This is a genomic window from Sphingomonas sp. GC_Shp_5 (assembly GCF_026540855.1).
GTDB lineage: Bacteria > Pseudomonadota > Alphaproteobacteria > Sphingomonadales > Sphingomonadaceae > Sphingomonas.
The window spans coordinates 15,774-32,242 of the sequence record NZ_JALNUP010000003.1; the positions used below are offsets into that span (position 1 = coordinate 15,774).

Annotated in this window: 12 protein-coding genes; 5 read left to right on the forward strand and 7 right to left on the reverse strand. The window is 66.5% G+C overall.

What is annotated here, in order from left to right; genetic code table 11:
- Positions 1-3: 3 nt before the first annotated feature.
- The 3 genes from OXR60_RS03525 to OXR60_RS03535 form a co-directional block, all read right to left on the reverse strand.
- Complete coding sequence (locus tag OXR60_RS03525; RefSeq protein WP_267394111.1) at positions 4-702, reverse strand: hypothetical protein; 699 nt, start codon at positions 700-702, stop codon at positions 4-6.
- A 237-nt stretch (positions 703-939) separates the two neighbouring features.
- Entirely contained in the window at positions 940-2,409 is a 1,470-nt protein-coding gene (locus OXR60_RS03530) for a PAS domain-containing protein (protein WP_267394112.1), read from the reverse strand.
- Positions 2,410-2,635: 226 nt separating this feature from the next.
- Complete coding sequence (locus OXR60_RS03535; RefSeq protein WP_267394114.1) at positions 2,636-3,400, reverse strand: hypothetical protein; 765 nt, start codon at positions 3,398-3,400, stop codon at positions 2,636-2,638.
- A gap of 145 nt (positions 3,401-3,545) precedes the next feature.
- Here OXR60_RS03535 and OXR60_RS03540 point away from each other — a divergent pair, with 145 nt between their 5' ends.
- Positions 3,546-5,345, forward strand: coding sequence for a DUF885 family protein (locus tag OXR60_RS03540; protein ID WP_267394116.1), 1,800 nt, complete (start codon positions 3,546-3,548; stop codon positions 5,343-5,345).
- A gap of 142 nt (positions 5,346-5,487) precedes the next feature.
- Entirely contained in the window at positions 5,488-7,674 is a 2,187-nt protein-coding gene (katG, locus tag OXR60_RS03545; RefSeq protein WP_267394119.1) for a catalase/peroxidase HPI, read from the forward strand.
- Between the two features lie 655 nt (positions 7,675-8,329).
- Here the strand turns inward: katG and OXR60_RS03550 are convergent.
- From OXR60_RS03550 to OXR60_RS03565, 4 genes are all read right to left on the reverse strand, one after another.
- A complete protein-coding gene (locus OXR60_RS03550) occupies positions 8,330-9,826 on the reverse strand; it encodes a carbohydrate porin (RefSeq protein ID WP_267394121.1) in 1,497 nt (498 codons plus the stop codon).
- Between the two features lie 82 nt (positions 9,827-9,908).
- Positions 9,909-11,237, reverse strand: coding sequence for a C4-dicarboxylate transporter DctA (dctA, locus tag OXR60_RS03555; protein WP_267394123.1), 1,329 nt, complete (start codon positions 11,235-11,237; stop codon positions 9,909-9,911).
- A 40-nt stretch (positions 11,238-11,277) separates the two neighbouring features.
- Complete coding sequence (locus OXR60_RS03560; protein WP_267394125.1) at positions 11,278-12,339, reverse strand: 4-oxalomesaconate tautomerase; 1,062 nt, start codon at positions 12,337-12,339, stop codon at positions 11,278-11,280.
- Positions 12,332-13,003: a 4-carboxy-4-hydroxy-2-oxoadipate aldolase/oxaloacetate decarboxylase gene (locus OXR60_RS03565; RefSeq protein WP_267394127.1), complete on the reverse strand. Its 672-nt coding sequence runs from the start codon at positions 13,001-13,003 to the stop codon at positions 12,332-12,334. Before OXR60_RS03565 ends, OXR60_RS03560 begins: the two co-directional genes overlap by 8 nt.
- A 238-nt stretch (positions 13,004-13,241) precedes the next feature.
- Here OXR60_RS03565 and OXR60_RS03570 point away from each other — a divergent pair, with 238 nt between their 5' ends.
- The 3 genes from OXR60_RS03570 (at position 13,242) to OXR60_RS03580 (ending at position 16,352) form a co-directional block, all read left to right on the forward strand.
- Positions 13,242-14,360: a LysR substrate-binding domain-containing protein gene (locus OXR60_RS03570; protein ID WP_267394129.1), complete on the forward strand. Its 1,119-nt coding sequence runs from the start codon at positions 13,242-13,244 to the stop codon at positions 14,358-14,360.
- A gap of 76 nt (positions 14,361-14,436) precedes the next feature.
- Positions 14,437-15,459 (forward strand): amidohydrolase family protein, encoded by a 1,023-nt coding sequence (locus OXR60_RS03575; protein WP_267394131.1) that lies wholly within the window; start codon positions 14,437-14,439, stop codon positions 15,457-15,459.
- Positions 15,459-16,352, forward strand: a complete 894-nt coding sequence (locus tag OXR60_RS03580; RefSeq protein WP_267394133.1) for an amidohydrolase family protein — start codon at positions 15,459-15,461, stop codon at positions 16,350-16,352. Before OXR60_RS03575 ends, OXR60_RS03580 begins: the two co-directional genes overlap by 1 nt.
- The last annotated feature ends 117 nt before the right edge of the window (positions 16,353-16,469 follow it).

A 16,469-nucleotide genomic window follows, 5' to 3' on the forward strand; every position in this document is an offset into this window, starting at 1 on the left:
GCGCTATTTCGGATAGATCTGCTCGATCAGCAGCTTGTCGTCTTCCGACAGCCTGTCGTTCAGGCCCGACGAGAAGCCGTCCGTCGTCCAAGCTGCCGGGATGGGATAGAGCATGATCGACTCGCCGTCGAACTGCGTCCCGATGCCTTCGGCGGGATCATATTTGCGGAACATGTTATTCTCGATCGTCTGCATCGACCAGTTGTTCGGCGGTCCGCCGAGATCGGCGATCACCGCCGCCTGGTTCCACTGAACGCCGCCGAGCGGGTTCTGATGCTCGTGGATCATGCCCAGAGCATGGCCAAACTCGTGCAGCACCACGCGGCGCACCTCGTCGTCATCCGAGTTCGCCGTGAGCCAACCGTAGTTCATCGTTGGCTTGGGTTCGTCGATGTGGCGGGCATCGGTGCCAAGATACGACCAGCTGCCGGCGCCTGGGATGAAAGCGATGCGGATGTCGCTTGGCGCCGCGTCGACGAAGCGGAAGATCAGGTCCGCATGGTCCAGCCACTCGTTGGCGACGTCCGTTACGCGCTGGCGAAGCACCGGATCTCCCTCCAGAAAGCGGATCGTGATCTCCTCGCGCGGCGACCAGCGCTTCGCCTCGAGAACGAACCCCCTCGTCCGGGTGCCGGTATGAACCGTGTCCGTTTCGGAGTTGCTCTCCAGCAGCATGCAGAAATGATGTTCGTTGACCGCCATGCCATCCTCCACCGAAGAAACGGCGCCGCGGCACGGTAGTAATAAATACTTACAGCTTGCTCGCCGGAGCCGGTACATCCTTCATAGCGTCAATCATGAGACTAGGTCTTAATAATGATCCCAAATTGGATGATATAAAGCCTCTGGTGTTCTTTGACTCACCTCGGCGTATGCCGCCCCCCCTTATGCGCAAGCTTGATAAGGAAGGCGCCGGTCAGGGCGGCGTGATCGCCCCGATCACAATAGCTCGTCGGCGCTCTCACGCGAAGGCAGCGGCGCGACCGCGGTGAAGACCACGCCGGTGGGCGGATAGTCCAGCGTTGCGGTGCCCCCCATCTCGCTGGCGAGCACCCGCTGGATCAGCTTCGAGCCGAAGCCGACCCGGGTCGGCGGCGCGACAATCGGTCCGTTGATCTCCTCCCACCGAATGCAGAGCCGATCCTCGGCCATCGTCCAGACCAGCTCGATATGCCCATCGACATTGGAGAGCGCGCCATATTTTGCGGCGTTGGTGGCCAGTTCATGCAGGGCCAGCGCCAGCCCGACCGCCGTCCTCGGCTGGATCCGCACGGCCGGGCCATCCACCCTGAACCGATCGCCGCTCGCGGACCGGAACGGCGCCAGCGCGCGCTCGACGAGATCGTGCATGGCCGCGCTGTCCCATTGGTCGTTGACGAGAAGATCGTTGGCCGCGTCCATCGACTGGATGCGTGCCGACAGCGTGTCGCCTGCTTCCTCCAGCGAGGCCGCGGCGCGCAACGTCTGCCCGACGATGGCCTGCAGGGTCGCCAGCATGTTCTTGACGCGGTGGCTGAGCTCGTTGGCGAGGAGCGTCCGATGCTCCTCCGCGCGTTTGCGGACGGTGATGTTCTGCGACACGCCCACCAGCAACAAGGGTGTGCCGTCGGCACGGCGGAACACCTGCCCGCGCACCGCCAGCCAACGCTCGTCGCCCTGCGGCGTAAGGATGCGATATTCGACCTGATAATGGTCGGTCTCTTCCAGGGCCACCCGGAGCGCCTCCTCACGGTGGGCACGATCATCAGGGTGAACGGCAGCTTCGATGTCGCTATAGTGGAAGGCCTTGGTCACCGGCCAGCCGAAGTTCTCCTTGCTGCCGTCGGTGGTGGTCATGCGCTTGGTCGCGAGATCCAGGGTCCAGGAACCCATCTGAGCGGCTTGCAGGGCAAAGCGGAGGCGGGATTCTGCCTGCACCAGGTCGGTGGTGCGCTGCCCCACTTCGGCTTCCAGATCGTCGCGATCCTGCTGCAACCTGATCAAGCGCTCGCGCTCGAGCGTCACATCGAATTGCGAGGCGAAGAAATAGGTCACCTTGCCGTCCGCGTCGAACACCGGCGAGACCAGCAGGCGGTTCCAGAAGTGGGCGCCATCCTTGCGATAGTTCAGCAGCTCCAGTTCGATGGGCTCACGCCGCTCGATCGCGGCGCGTAGCCGGGCAACCTCGGCGCGGTTGGTGTCCGGTCCCTGCAGGAAGCGACAATTGCGCCCAATGATCTCGTCATGCTCGAATCCCGTCAGCTTCGAGAAAGCCGCGTTGACGAAGACGATCGGGTTATCGGGCTGATTTGGATCGGTGATGAGCATCGGCATCCGCGTTGCGCGGACCGCGGCGGAAAAAGGATCGGTGCCCCGATCCTCTCGCACCAGTTCGTGCTCGATGCGGGATTGCTCGTGTTCGTCTCTCAAGCGTCGGCTCCGGGTGCATGGTACCGGGTCGCGTATCCGGTTGTTTCCACCGCTTTAAGCCAGGTTACATCGCCGTGCTACCGGCCATGACGCCGACCGCCCCGCGATGCAGGCCCACGCAGGCGCAATCAAAGGCCGCCCGGCGGCCCGCCCCCGGGTCCGGGCGTCGGCGCCGTAGTCGCCAAGCGACCACTGCTTTGGTGGGACTGCACGCGCTGGCAGCACGTCACATCAGGCGATCGGTGTCGCTGTACTTGAGTTCCAGATAACGCCCCTGCACCGCGATGGCATCTAGGGCGCCGTGCCCGAGCTGCTCGCTCGCCCGGGTCATTTCCGCGTGGATCAGCTGCATCCCATTGATCAGATGATCGTCCGGCGATCGGCCGTCGGCGTGCGGCATCCGCCGCGCGGACACCGGCACCACACGCCAGCCTTCGATCAGCGCGGGCAGCTCGACCGCCACCAGCTTACGGATAGACAGCGCGGCGGAACTGCGCGGGTCGAGCTGGCCAAGCACCGGGGCCAGCTCGTCAAGCCGGCTGCCGATCGCGTCGACGAGCTCCAGCGCGGGCAACGGCAGGCCACGGCGCTGGGCGGCGAGCCAGACCAGCGCCTCCTCCGCCAGGCGTGGCAGCGCGGCTTCTGCCAAGACTTCCCGACCCGGTGCGCGCGGTTCGGCACGGACGAACACCAGCGTGATCAACGACAGCGCCAGTGCCGCTGCGGCGGCGAGTGCCACGGCGGCAGGAACCACGGCAGCAAGCACCGCCCAGGCAAGCAGCGAGGCGATCGCCGCCATTATCAGCCGGCGCATCAGCCGCTGTTGCCGGCGGAGTTTCGCCTCGCGCTCGCGGCGCGCCTGCTCGCGCCCCTCGGGCGACAGGCGGCGCAGCAGTTCTTCGGCATGGGTGAGCCCAACGTCCGCAAAGCCGGCCGCCACATCACGTGCCCGCCGGGCCATCGGCCCGCGCTGACTGGGATCATCGATCATGCCGACAGAATGACGGTTTCTGCCCTGCGGGTCCATCGCTGTTCGGCAGCCTGTGTGACTGTCCAGCCCTGCTATCGGTCGGTATAGCTGCTCGCGCCATGCGATCGGCACCCAGTCGACATCGCGGCAACGCAAGGAACCACGGATGCTCGATCGCCGTTCGTTTTGTCTCGCCTCCGCCGCGGCGCTGGCCTTGTCGCGGCACGCAGTCGCGGCGACGCCGGCGGCCCCCGGCCTGGACGATGCGGCATTTGGACGCCTGCTCGAAGACTTCTACAACAGCGCGCTTGATGAAAGCCCGACCCTGGCGACTTCACTCGGGGTCGACACCGGTAGCCGGGCGGCCGCAAAGAGCCGGCTCGACGATGCGTCGCCGGCCGGCCTTGCCCGACGCAAGCGCATCGTCGTGGAGCAGCTCGGTCAGCTCCGTCGCCTCGATCGCACCCGCCTGAGCCCCAGCGCGGCGATCAATTACGATGCTATCCTCTACGACACGGCGGCGACCGACGAGGCTGACCGCCGTTTCGCTTACGGCGGCACCGGCGCCGGCGGCCCTTATGTGCTGTCGCAGCTGAACGGCGCTTATGCCGGCACGCCCGACTTCCTCGACAGCCAGCACACGATCGCGACGGCGGCGGATGGCGAGGCCTATCTCGCCCGCCTCGATGCCTTTGCCGGAGTGATGGACCAGGAGATCGAGCGCGTTCGCCACGATGTCGGCCGCGGCGTCGTCCCGCCCGATTTTGCGATCGACGGCGCGGTTGCGCAGATGAAGGTGCTGCGCCAGCCCGCCGCCGCCTCGACCCTCGTCACCTCGCTGGCGACACGCGCCCGGGCGAAGGGCATCCCCGGCGACTGGCAGGCCCGGGCAACCGACATCTACACCAAGCGGGTGGTCCCCGCGCTCGACCGGCAGATGGCGCTGCTCGCGTCGCTGCGGCCACAGGCGGTACACGACGCGGGCGTCTGGCGGCTTCCTGATGGCGACGCTTATTATGCCGCCTCGCTCCGCGCCGCCACCACGACCGATCTGTCGCCCGACGAGGTCCACCGCCTCGGCCTCGACGTCACCCGCGATCTCAGCGCTCGTGCCGACACGCTGTTCCGCAAGCTAGGCATGACCAAGGGCACCGTAGCCGAGCGTTACGCCGAGCTCTTCAAGGACCCGCGCTACCTCTATCCGAACACCGATGCCGGCAAGGCCAAGGAGATCACCGATCTCAACGCGCTGGTCCAGGCGATGCAGCAGCGACTGCCGGCCTATTTCGCGACGCTGCCAAAAACCCCGCTCGAGATCCGCCGCATCCCCGCCGCGACCGAGGCGGGCGCCTCGACCCATTATACCGAGGGCAGCCTCGACGGCACGCGGCCGGGTATCTACTGGCTCAACCTGCGCGACACGGCGGAGGCGCCGTTCTGGGACATGCCGACGACGACCTTCCACGAGGGCATTCCGGGCCATCATCTGCAGATCACACTGCAGCGGGAATCGGCGCTGCCGATGTATCGCAAGATCCTGTTCTTCGGTGCCTATGTCGAAGGATGGGCGCTCTATGCCGAGCAGCTCGCCGACGAGATGGGCTTCTACAAGGACCAGCCCGCCTGGGAGTTAGGCTATATCCACGACGTCCTTCTCCGCTCGGGTCGGCTCGTCGTCGACACCGGCATCCATGCCAAGCGCTGGAGCCGCGAGAAAGCCATCGCCACGCTCAGCGGCATCGACGGCGACCCCGTGTCGCTGTCGACCCAGGAGATCGAGCGCTATGCGGTCTCGCCGGGCCAGGCCTGCAGCTATATGCTGGGCAAGGTCACCATCCTGCGCCTGCGCCTTGCCGCTCAAGGTGCTGGAAGCACGCGTAGACGCATTTATCGCCAACGGCGGCCAGGCATGAGGCATGCAGCGGCCCTGTATGCCGGGGAAGACATGCTTGTCGTCGATCCGTAATCGAATGACCTGATCGATTGCCGCCGAATAATCGATTGGACAACTATCCGGCAACTGCTGCATTCGGTGGCGCAAGGAACATCGTTAGAGAGAGGACGCCGCAATGGCCGATTACGAACAGCCTCAAGGCAGCGGGTGCCCCATGAGCCCCAAGGGTGGCGGCGAGGTCAAGGCCCGGTCGCTGCTGGGTCGGACCAACAAGGATTGGTGGCCCGATGCGCTGCCGATCGACATGCTGCACCAGCACGGCGTCTCGCCCGACCCGATGGGCGACGATTTCGACTATGCCGAAGCGTTCAGCGCGCTCGACTATGCCGCGCTCAAGGCGGACCTGACGGCGCTGATGACCGACAGCAAGGCGTGGTGGCCGGCGGATTACGGTCACTATGGACCGTTCATGATCCGCATGGCGTGGCACGCTGCGGGCACCTATCGCGTGACCGACGGCCGTGGCGGATCGTCGTCGGGCCAGCAGCGCTTCGAACCGCTCAATTCCTGGCCGGACAACGGGAATCTTGACAAGGCGCGTCGTCTGTTGTGGCCGCTCAAGCAGAAGTACGGCAAGAACATCAGCTGGGCCGACCTGTTCATCCTCGCCGGCAACGTCGCCATCGAGAGCATAGGCGGACCGGTGTTCGGCTTTGCCGGCGGCCGCAAGGACGTCTTCGCGTCCGAAGGCGACACCTTCTGGGGTGCCGAGGAACTCTGGGTCAACGAAGGCGCGCAGACCCGCATCAGCGAGGACCTGCCCGAGCTCGAAGGGCCACTCGCCGCGATCCAGATGGGGCTGATCTACGTCAATCCTGAGGGGCCGGGCGGTGTTCCGGACGCGCTCAAGTCCGCGCGCGACATGAAGGCGACGTTCCAGCGGATGGCGATGAACTCCGAGGAGACCGTGGCGCTAACCGCAGGCGGCCATGCGTTCGGCAAGGCTCATGGCGCCAAGCCAGCGCCGCACTTCAAGAGCCCGTCGTCGGAGGCCGTGCACATGCAGGGCCTCGGCTGGCTGACCGACAGCGAGGAGATCGGCCAGGGCCATATCACCACCTCGGGCATCGAGGGCGCCTGGTCGAACAACCCGACGCAATGGACCGGCGACTATCTGCGGCTGCTGTTCAAATACGACTATGAGCTGACCGAGAGCCCTGCCGGCGCCAAGCAGTGGACGCCGGTTAACCCCGACCCCGAGGACATGGCGCCCGACGCCCGCGACCCCAACAAGCGCGTGCCGACGATGATGACCACCGCGGACATGGCGCTGAAGATGGACCCCGAGTTCCGCGAGATCGCGTTGCGCTTCCGCGACGACCAGGCCGCGCTCGACGACGCCTTCGCGCGCGCGTGGTTCAAGCTCACCCATCGCGACATGGGACCCAAGGTCCGCTATCTCGGGCCCGAGGTTCCGGAAGAGACGCTGATCTGGCAGGATCCCGTGCCTGACGGTGTACAGCCGTCGGATACGGACGTGGCGGCGTTCAAGGACGCCGTGCTGGCGAGCGGGCTGACGATCGGCCAGCTGGTCAAGACGGCCTGGGCGTCGGCGTCGAGCTACCGCCGGTCGGACCACCGCGGCGGGGCGAACGGTGCGCGCATCGCGCTCGCGCCGCAAAAGGACTGGCCGGTCAACGAGCCCGACCAGCTGAGCCAGGTACTGGCCAAGCTCAACGAGCTGCGTGGCGGTCTGTCGCTGGCGGACGCGATCGTGCTGGCCGGCTCGGCGGCGGTCGAGAAAGCGGCACGCGATGCCGGGTTCGACGTCGCGGTGCCGTTCCTCGGCGGGCGTGGTGATGCCACGCAGGACTGGACCGATGTCGAGAGCTTCGTGTGGATGGAGCCGCAGGCCGACGGGTTCCGCAACTATCTGAAGACCCGTCATCCGGTGAAGACCGAAGAGCTGCTGCTCGACAAGGCGTCGCTGCTCGGACTGTCGGCGCCGGAGATGACCGTGCTGGTCGGCGGCCTGCGCGTGCTCGGCGCGAACTTCGGCGATGCGCCCGAAGGCGTGCTGACCGAGCGCAAGGGGCAGCTGACCAACGACTTCTTCGTCAACCTGCTCGACAATGACACCTTCTGGGATCTGGTCGATACGGCGAGCGACGAGAAGTTCATCGGCTATGATCGCGGCGGCCGGCAGCAGAAGTGGCAGGCGACCCGGACCGACCTGATTTTCGGCTCCAACTCGCAGCTGCGCGCAACGGCCGAAGTCTATGCCGAGAACGGCAACGAGGAGAAGTTCGTTCGCGACTTCATCCGCGCGTGGGTCAAGGTCATGAACGCCGACCGGTTCGACATCACCGCCAAGCCGGTGTCGTCCAACCAGGCGACCTAAGCGCCGACGTTGAGCGGATAAGCGGTGGCGATCCGGACAGGATCCGGAGAACCACCGCTTATCCGCGACTGGCTGCATCAAGACAGCGGAGGCTGCGACTTACCCGCCATCACCCGGCTCGGCGAGTCGCCGGCCTTGAGGATGGTGCTGCAGCGTCACGCAGAGCATCTCCACACGACCCGCACCAGAGCGGATCATCCCCTCCCGTCGGGCCGCCAGGCCAGCTTCACCGAACCCCGCTCCGAGCGACCACAGCCGTGACCGCGTCCGGCCAACGGCGATCGCCTCAGCTGATGCACCGGTTGCCGCAAAATCCCGGGCGAGCGCTGCCATGCTCACGCTGCGTCAACCTTTGCGACGCTTAGCTGTAACTCACCACCGGCGATCATGCCGGCTTCACGGGGAGAGTTACCATGGCATTCTACGTCGCGATGTCCGGTTTCATCGCTGCCAATCTGACGCTCATCGGCGCGGAACTGCGCAGCGTCCGCCGCACGAACGGGATGCGCCGAGGCAAGTCGCTGGTGTGACGTGAGCAGGTTGATGCTGGCGCGATCATCGGCGTCGCGGACAGCATAACGACCATTACGATCCCCCGGTTGTCGCGGCGATTGATCCTCGGCAGGACAGCTTCCCGGCGGCGGTGTTGGTCGGATCACCCGCCAAACAGCTGCGCGAAATGCACGTCGACCCGCAGGCCGAGCACGATGGCAGCGGGGATGTCCGTAGTGCGCTTGGGCGCGTTGATCGGATCCGGGTTGATCACATATTGCAGGTTGGGCATCAGCCGCAGACCCGGCAGCGCCGCGAAGCCATAGTTGATCTCGCCGACGATTTCGTCCACCTTGGGGGCGCCGGTGCCGCCGTTCCTGGCGCGCAGATCGCGCAGATAGGCGATCTCCTGATCGCTGAAATGCGTGTTCGAGACAAGGAAGCCGACCGTGTCATTGTCGCGGCCCCCGAAGGTGCCGGTCTTGACGAAGCCGGCCGAGCCGAACCAGTCGAGCTGCGCGACGTTGCCGGTGTTGAGGAACACGCGGCCGAACAGCGCCAGGTTGCGCTTGCTGTCGCCGGCGTCGCGCTGCACCGTCTGGTCGACCATCGCATACCAGCCCATCCGGCTGCCCGGCTGCTGCGCGATGCGGGCAAGGCCCGTGAGCGCCGCCGAGCCGCCGTTGCGGTCGTAGAACGGGCTCTGGCCGCCATCCGAATTGTAATAGAAGCCGAGCTTGTAGCGGCGCGGCAGGCGATCGTTGGCGAAGGTGGTCTGATAACCGATCTCGGCCGGCACGAGCACGCCCGTTCCCTCGCCCAGCGAGAAATCGACCCCGTCCTTGCCCTTGAGGTTGAGATCGTTGTTGTAATCGAACGCACCGACCTGGGCGTACCAGCGGTCGTTGACCGCATAGCGGACCTTCGCCGCCCAGGACGAATTGGGATAGGCGGTGATGCCGATATCGCTGATCCCGCCATAAGCGGTGAGGCAGGCGGTGTTGCTCATGAACACGCAGTTGAGCGGCGAGCTGTTGAAATAGCTGTTCACCGCGGCACGGCCGACCATCACGTTGAGCTTGCCGAAATCATGCTCGATGTTGAGCTGGGTTAGCCGCGGGCCAGACACCGGCCGCCAGGTCTGCTGGAAACTGATCGAGTTGCCGATCGAGTTGCGCCCGAGGCTCTCGCCGGTGAACCAGGCGCCCTGGATGTGGACCTTGGTATTAGGGATGCCGACCAGCTTATAGAGATCGAGATCGGCCGCACCCATCACCCAGTGTGATTCCGCGGTGCCATGGCTGATGCCGCCGACCGGGTTGGCGGCGAAATTTTCGACATAATCCAGCGTCAGGTCGACCCCACCCTGCTTGAGCGCGCGCAGTTCCTTGCCGATCGGATTGTCGCGCTGGAAGCGGCCGAAGCCGGTCGGCGTCTTGCTCTGATCCGCCGGCCGCGCCTCGCGATTGCCGGACGAGAAGGCCGCGGCAGGATCGACGGCGCTGCCGCGATCGCCCTCGCCGGTGAGTGGCGGCGCATTGGTGGTCGGTGCCGCGCCGTCGGGCAGCTGGGCCGCGTCGGGTGGCGTGGTCTGCGGCGCGGATTGCGGCGGCGTCGGGGCGGCAAGCAGCAAGGCGGTGGCAAGGGCGATGACGGGCATGAACTCTCCTGGCCGGGTCGCAGCGCCCGGTTTGTACGCGAAGGGTGGGCACCGACCGGGACAAGCCGATCGGTGCCGTCACTCAGGCGGTCGCCGCCGCCGGCTCAAGGAAGCGCCGGCGCAGGCTGGCATTGCCGACCACGGCGGCCAGCGTCTTCTGGTCGAGCTTGCCCTCCCATTTGGCGATGACGATGGTGGCAAGGCTGTTGCCGATCAGGTTCACGAAGGTGAGCCCCTCGGCGAGGATGCGGTGGATACCGAGGATCAGCGCAATGCTGGCGACGGGAATGGTTCCGGTGGTGTTGAGCGTTGCCGCCAGCACCACGAACGCCGCGCCGGCGACGCCCGCCGCGCCCTTTGAGGTGAGCAGCAGCACCGCGATCAGCCCGAGTTCCTGCCACAGCGTCAGATGCGTGTTGGTCGCCTGCGCTAGGAACACCGCGACGGTGGTGAGATAGAGGCAGGTGCCGTCGAGATTAAACGAATAGCCGGCGGGAATGACGAAGCCGACCACGCTCTCCTCGCACCCCGCCTTGCGCATCTTCTGGATCAGCCGCGGCAGCACCGTCTCGGTCGAGGTGGTGGCGGCGACGATCACGATCTCGTCCCACAGATAGCCGAGCAGCCGCCACAGGCTGACCCCGCACCAATGCGCGATGCCGCCGAGCACCACGAAGGTGAACACCAGGCATACCACGAAGAACTCGATGATAAGGTTGCCGAGCGACAGCAGTGACGCGGTACCGAATTGGCCGACGGTAAAGGCGATGCCGCCGAAGGCGCCGATCGGCGCGAAATACATGATGTAGCCAATGATCCGGAAGAACGCCTGCGAGGCGCTCTCCACCACCGCCAGCACCGGCTTGGCGCGTTCGCCGATCGAGGCGAGCGCGATGCCGAACAGCACGGCGACGAACAGCACCTGGAGCACGTGCGCCTCGGTAAAGGCACCGGCGAAGCTGTCGGGGATGATGTCCATGAAATAGCCGCTGATCGACTGATCGTGCGCGGCGACGACATAGGTCTTGATCGAAGCGGTGCCGATTGTGCTCGCATCGATGTTCATGCCGACGCCCGGGCGCCACAGATCGACCGCGATCAGCCCGACCACCAGCGCGGCGACGGTGATCGCCTCGAAATAGATGATCGATTTCAGCGCCACCCGGCCGACGCTCTTCATGTCGTTCATGCCGGCGATGCCGTGGACCACGGTGACGAAGATGATCGGCGCGATCATCATGCGGATGAGCTTGATGAAGGCATCGCCGAACGGCTTCATGGCAACGCCGATGCCGGGCGCGAAATGGCCGAGCAGGATGCCGGCGAACGTCGCCACCAGCACCTGGAACCAGAGCTGGCCGGCGAGGCCAAACCGCCCCGCCTTCTTCTCCGTCTCTCCTATATCCGTCATCTGTTTTCTTTCTTTGCGAGCGGACGTTGCACGGGGTCGGTCAGCCGAACAGCGTTCCGTCGAACAATTTGCGCGCGGTGCGCAGCATCGCGGCGCCGATGATCTCGCCGGCGTCGTCGAGCTCGATCACGCAGCCGGTGGCGCCGGTCGGATGCTCGACGTCGAGGGTCTTGGTGCGCCCGCCGGGCACGACCGCTACCGCGGCGGCGGGCGACCCCTCGATCAGGCAAGCAGTGGCAACGCTGACGGCGCCGAGCACGCCGATCGAGGCATGGACGCGATGCGGGATAAACGAGCGGACGGTGATCGCGCCGCCCTGACGTGGCGGCGCCACCACCATCATCTTGGGCACCGATTTATCGGCGACGTCGCCGAGGTTCATCAGCGGGCCTGCCGCGAGCCGGATCGCCTCGAGCCGGGTCTTGACCGCGTCGTCGGCATCGAGCGTCTCGCGATCCTCATAGCCGGTGATGCCGACATCGGCGGCGGCGAGGACGACGCAGGGCATGCCATTGTCGATCAGCGTCACCGCCACGCCCTCGATCTCGTCGACGGCATGGCCGGTCGGCAGCAGCGCGCCACAGCTCGACCCGGCGATGTCGGCAAAGGCGAGCGGGATCGGTGCCGCGGTGCCGGGGACGCCGTCGATCCGCGCATCGCCGGCATAGCTGACCGCGCCGCCCGGCGTGCGGACGGTGGCGGTGGCGAGCTTGCCGGTGTTGACCATGAAGATCGACACCTGGGTTTCCTCGCCGCTTGCCACGACCAGCCCGCGCTCGATGGCGAACGGGCCGACGCCGGCGAGCATGTTGCCGCAATTCTGCGAGTCGGAGACGATCGCCTGATCGACGAACACCTGGAGGAACAGGTAATCGACATCGGCGCCCGGCTGGGTGGAACGAGACACGACCGCGACCTTGGAGGTCAGCGGATCGGCGCCGCCCATGCCGTCGATCTGTCGCGGGTCGGGCGAGCCGAATGCGCTGAGCAGGAAGGCATCGCGCACCGCGGCGTCGCTCGGGAGGTCGTCGGCGAGGAAGAAGCCGCCCTTCGAGGTGCCGCCGCGCATCCACATCGCGCGGATCGCCTGGAGATCAGACATAACGCAGGCCCTTCTGCTCGAGCCGCTCGCGCATCGCATAGATGTCGAGGCCCAGTTCGCCCGCCGCGAGCCGCGCGCGCTTGTCGGTTTCCTTGGCCTCGCGCTCGCGTGCCTTCTCCAGCACCGTGGCCGCGTCTTCGCGACGGACGACGCAGACGCCGTCATCATCGGCGACGATCACGTCGCCGGCGTTGACCAGCTGACCGGCGCAGACCAGCGGCACGTTGACCGATCCCGGCGTCTCCTTGACGGTGCCCTGCGCGCAGATCGCCTTGGACCACACCGGGAAGGCCATCTCGGTAAGGTCGCTCACGTCGCGCACCCCGGCATCGATCACCAGCCCGCGACACCCACGCGCGATCGCCGAGGTGGCGAGCAGATCGCCGAAATAGCCGTCGTCGCATGGCGAGGTCGGCGCCACCACGAGGATGTCGCCCTGCTTCAACTGCTCGATCGCGACATGCATCATCCAATTGTCGCCGGGCGGCACCGACACGGTCACCGCCGAGCCGGCGATGCGCGCGCCGGCGTAGATCGGCCGCAGGCGGCTGGCGAGCAGGCCGATGCGGCCCTGCGCCTCGTGCACCGTGGCGACCCCGGCGTGCGCCAGGCCGTCGATGACCTTGAGCGGGGCGCGATCAACCGTGGTGATGACCTTGGGCATCCATTCATCCTCTGGTATCATTTGTTACGGAGGAGGCCCTAAACCCTCCGCCGCCCGACGCCCCGTTGGATTTGTCGCCAGGATATAAGCTAAGGCTAATCCTGTCATGGACTCGGCCTTCGATCTCAACCTCCGCCACCTCGATGCGGTCGCCACTGCCGGACGGCTGGGGAGCATCCGCGCCGCCTCGCAAGCGATGAACCTGTCGCAGCCCGCGCTGACCTAGGCGGTCGGCAAGGTGGAGGCGCGGCTCGGCCACAGCCTGTTCGATCGCCAGCCGGCCGGCGTGGTGCCGACCGAGGCGGGACGGCTGATAATCGCACGGATCGAGCGGGCGCTCGATTATGTTGCGCGCGGCGGCCAGGCGATCCGCCGCGGCGCCCGGCTGCCGCCGCTCCCGCACATCGAGCGGCGGATCACCCTGGGGCAGCTGCGCGCGCTTATCGCGGTGGATGCGGCAGGCAATTTCGCGCTCGCCTCGGCGCGCACCGGCCTGTCGCAGCCCGCGCTCCACCGCGCCGCACGGGAGCTGGAACGGCTGCTCGGCGTCGACCTGCTGACCCGCCAGGGCCGCACCGTTCGCCCCACCCCCGCCTCTGCCCGGCTGCTGCGCTTCGCCCGGCTGGGCTATGCCGAGCTCCAGGCGGGGCTGAGCGAACTGGAGGCGCTGCGCGAACAGGGCGCCGGGCACATCACGCTCGGCACGATGCCGTTGGCGCGCGCGTTGCTGCTGCCCCAGGCGCTCGCCCGCTTCGCTCGCGCCCATCCGCGCGCCTCGGTCAATGTCGTCGAAGGACCCTATACGGAGCTGCTGTCCAGCCTGCGCCAGGGCGACCTCGACCTGCTGATCGGCGCGATGCGCGATCCGCCGCCGACCGACGACGTCCGCCAGGAAGGGCTGATCATCGACGATCCGGTGATCGTCGGCCGCTCGGGCCACCCGTTGCTCCAGGAGCCGGGCTTCGGCTTCGAACGCCTGCTCGATTACCCGTGGGTGATCGCCGCGCCGGGGGCGCCGGTGCGGACCCGCTGGGAGGAGATGTTTGCCGCGCGCGGCATCGCGCCGCCGCGGCTGCGGATCGAATGTGGCTCGGTGCTGGTGGTGCGCGGGCTAATGCTGGAAGACGATTGGCTGACGCTGATGTCGCCCGACCAGTTCGCCTTCGAGCGCCGCGCCGGGCTGCTCGCGGAGATCCCGGGCGTCGGCAGCTCACTGCGTCGCCGGATCGGCCTCACCGTGCGCGACGACTGGCACCCCACCCCGCTGCAAACCGAATTCGTGAGCACCTTCCGCGCTGTCTGCGACGAGTGGACTTCAGGAAAAGCAATGGGGCGGGAGCCGTTTCGATACGCGTGAACTGTGCGGGAGGTCTAGCGCGGCGGGCAATCCTGCCGGATGGCCCCGCCGCCGGCTTGCTGAGGAACCAGCGCGCATGATTATCGATTGCCATGGCCATTACACCACCTCGCCCGGTCCGCATAACGACTGGCGCGAGGCGCAGAAAGCGGCGGGCAAGGCAGGTGGCGACATCGATCCCGCTTATCCCGCGATCAGCGACGACGAGATCCGCGACACGATCGAGGCCAACCAGCTGCGCCTGCTGCGCGAGCGCGGCGCCGACATGACGATCTTCAGCCCCCGCGCCTCGGCGATGGCGCCGCATATCGGCGATGCCGCGATGAGCCGGGTCTGGGCGCAGCGCTCCAACGACCTGATCAAGCGCGTCGTCGACCTCTACCCCGAATCGTTCGTCGGCGTCTGCCAGTTGCCGCAGACGCCGGACCTGTCGATCGCCCAGTCGATCGTCGAGCTCGAGCGTTGCGTCACCGAGCTCGGCTTCATCGGCTGCAACCTCAACCCCGACCCGTCGGGCGGTAAGTTCAGCGCACCGCCGCTCTACGATCGTGCCTGGTATCCCTTCTTCGAGAAGATGGTCGAGCTCGACGTGCCGGCGATGATCCACGTCTCGGGCAGCTGCAACCCGGCGATGCATGCCACCGGCGCTTACTATATCGCCGCGGACACGATCGCCTTCATGCAGTTCATCGAGGGCGATCTGTTCAAGGACTTTCCGACGCTCAAGTTCATCATCCCGCATGGCGGCGGCGCGGTGCCCTACCATTGGGGACGCTATCGCGGCCTGTCAGACATGCTCAAGCGGCCGCCGCTTGCCGAGCATGTGATGAAGAACGTGTTCTTCGACACCTGCGTCTACCACCAGCCGGGGATCGACCTGTTGTTCAAGGTGATCGATATAGACAATATCCTGTTCGGCTCCGAGATGGTGGGCGCAGTGCGCGGGATCGATCCAGAGACCGGCTTCTACTTCGACGACACCAAGCGCTATGTCGATGCGCTGCCAATCCCGGCGGCGGACAAGGCCAAGGTGTTCGAGGGCAATGCTCGGCGCGTCTATCCGCGGCTCGATGCGCAACTCAGCGCACGGGGGCTGTGATGGCGACCTTCACGACTGATCCAGGCTGGCTGTGCTGGGATCCGGCACCGAGCAAGCCGCGCTTCGTGCCGCCGGCGGGCGCCGTCGATGCGCATTGCCACGTGTTCGGGCCCGGCGACGTCTTCCCTTATGCCCCCGAGCGCAAATACACGCCATGCGATGCCGGCAAGGACCAGCTGTTTGCGCTGCGCGATCATCTCGGCTTCGCGCGCAACGTCATCGTCCAGGCGACCTGCCATGGTGCCGACAACAGCGCGCTGGTGGACGCGTTGCGCGCCGCGGGTGACCGCGCCCGCGGCATCGCCACCGTGCGCGACACCGTCACCGACGCCGAACTCGCCGCGCTGGACGACGCGGGCGTGCGCGGCGTCCGCTTCAACTTCGTCCGCCGGCTCGTCGATCCCAAGCCCGACGCCTATTACCGCGCGATCATCGATCGCATCGCGCCGCTCGGCTGGCATGTGGTGATCTATTTCGAGGCCGCCGACCTCGAGGAACGCTGGGACTTCTTCACCTCGCTGCCGACGGTGGTGGTGGTAGATCACATGGGCAGGCCCGACGTCACCAAGCCCGTCGACGGTCCCGACTTTGGCCGCTTCATCCGCCTGATGGCCGAGCATCACAATGTCTGGAGCAAGGTCACCTGCCCCGAGCGGCTTTCGGTATCGGGGCCGCCGTCCTACGATGACGTCGTCCCCTTCGCGCGCACCCTGGTGGAGCGCTTCCCCGATCGCGTGCTGTGGGGCACCGATTGGCCGCACCCCAACATGACCAGCCACATGCCCGACGATGGCGCGCTGGTGGATTACATCCCGCGGATCGCGGTGAGCGAGGAAGCTCAGCGTCGGCTGCTCGTCGATAATCCCATGAAACTTTATTGGCAGACCGCCTGACGCCACCTGCGGCGCGGGTGAGCCTGGTCGAAGCCCAGCCCCCGATCGTGTTCTCGTCAACGCGGTTGGGGGTGCTGCGCTCGAGCGCTGATCGGTGCGAGCTGCGCCGCCTGCGGC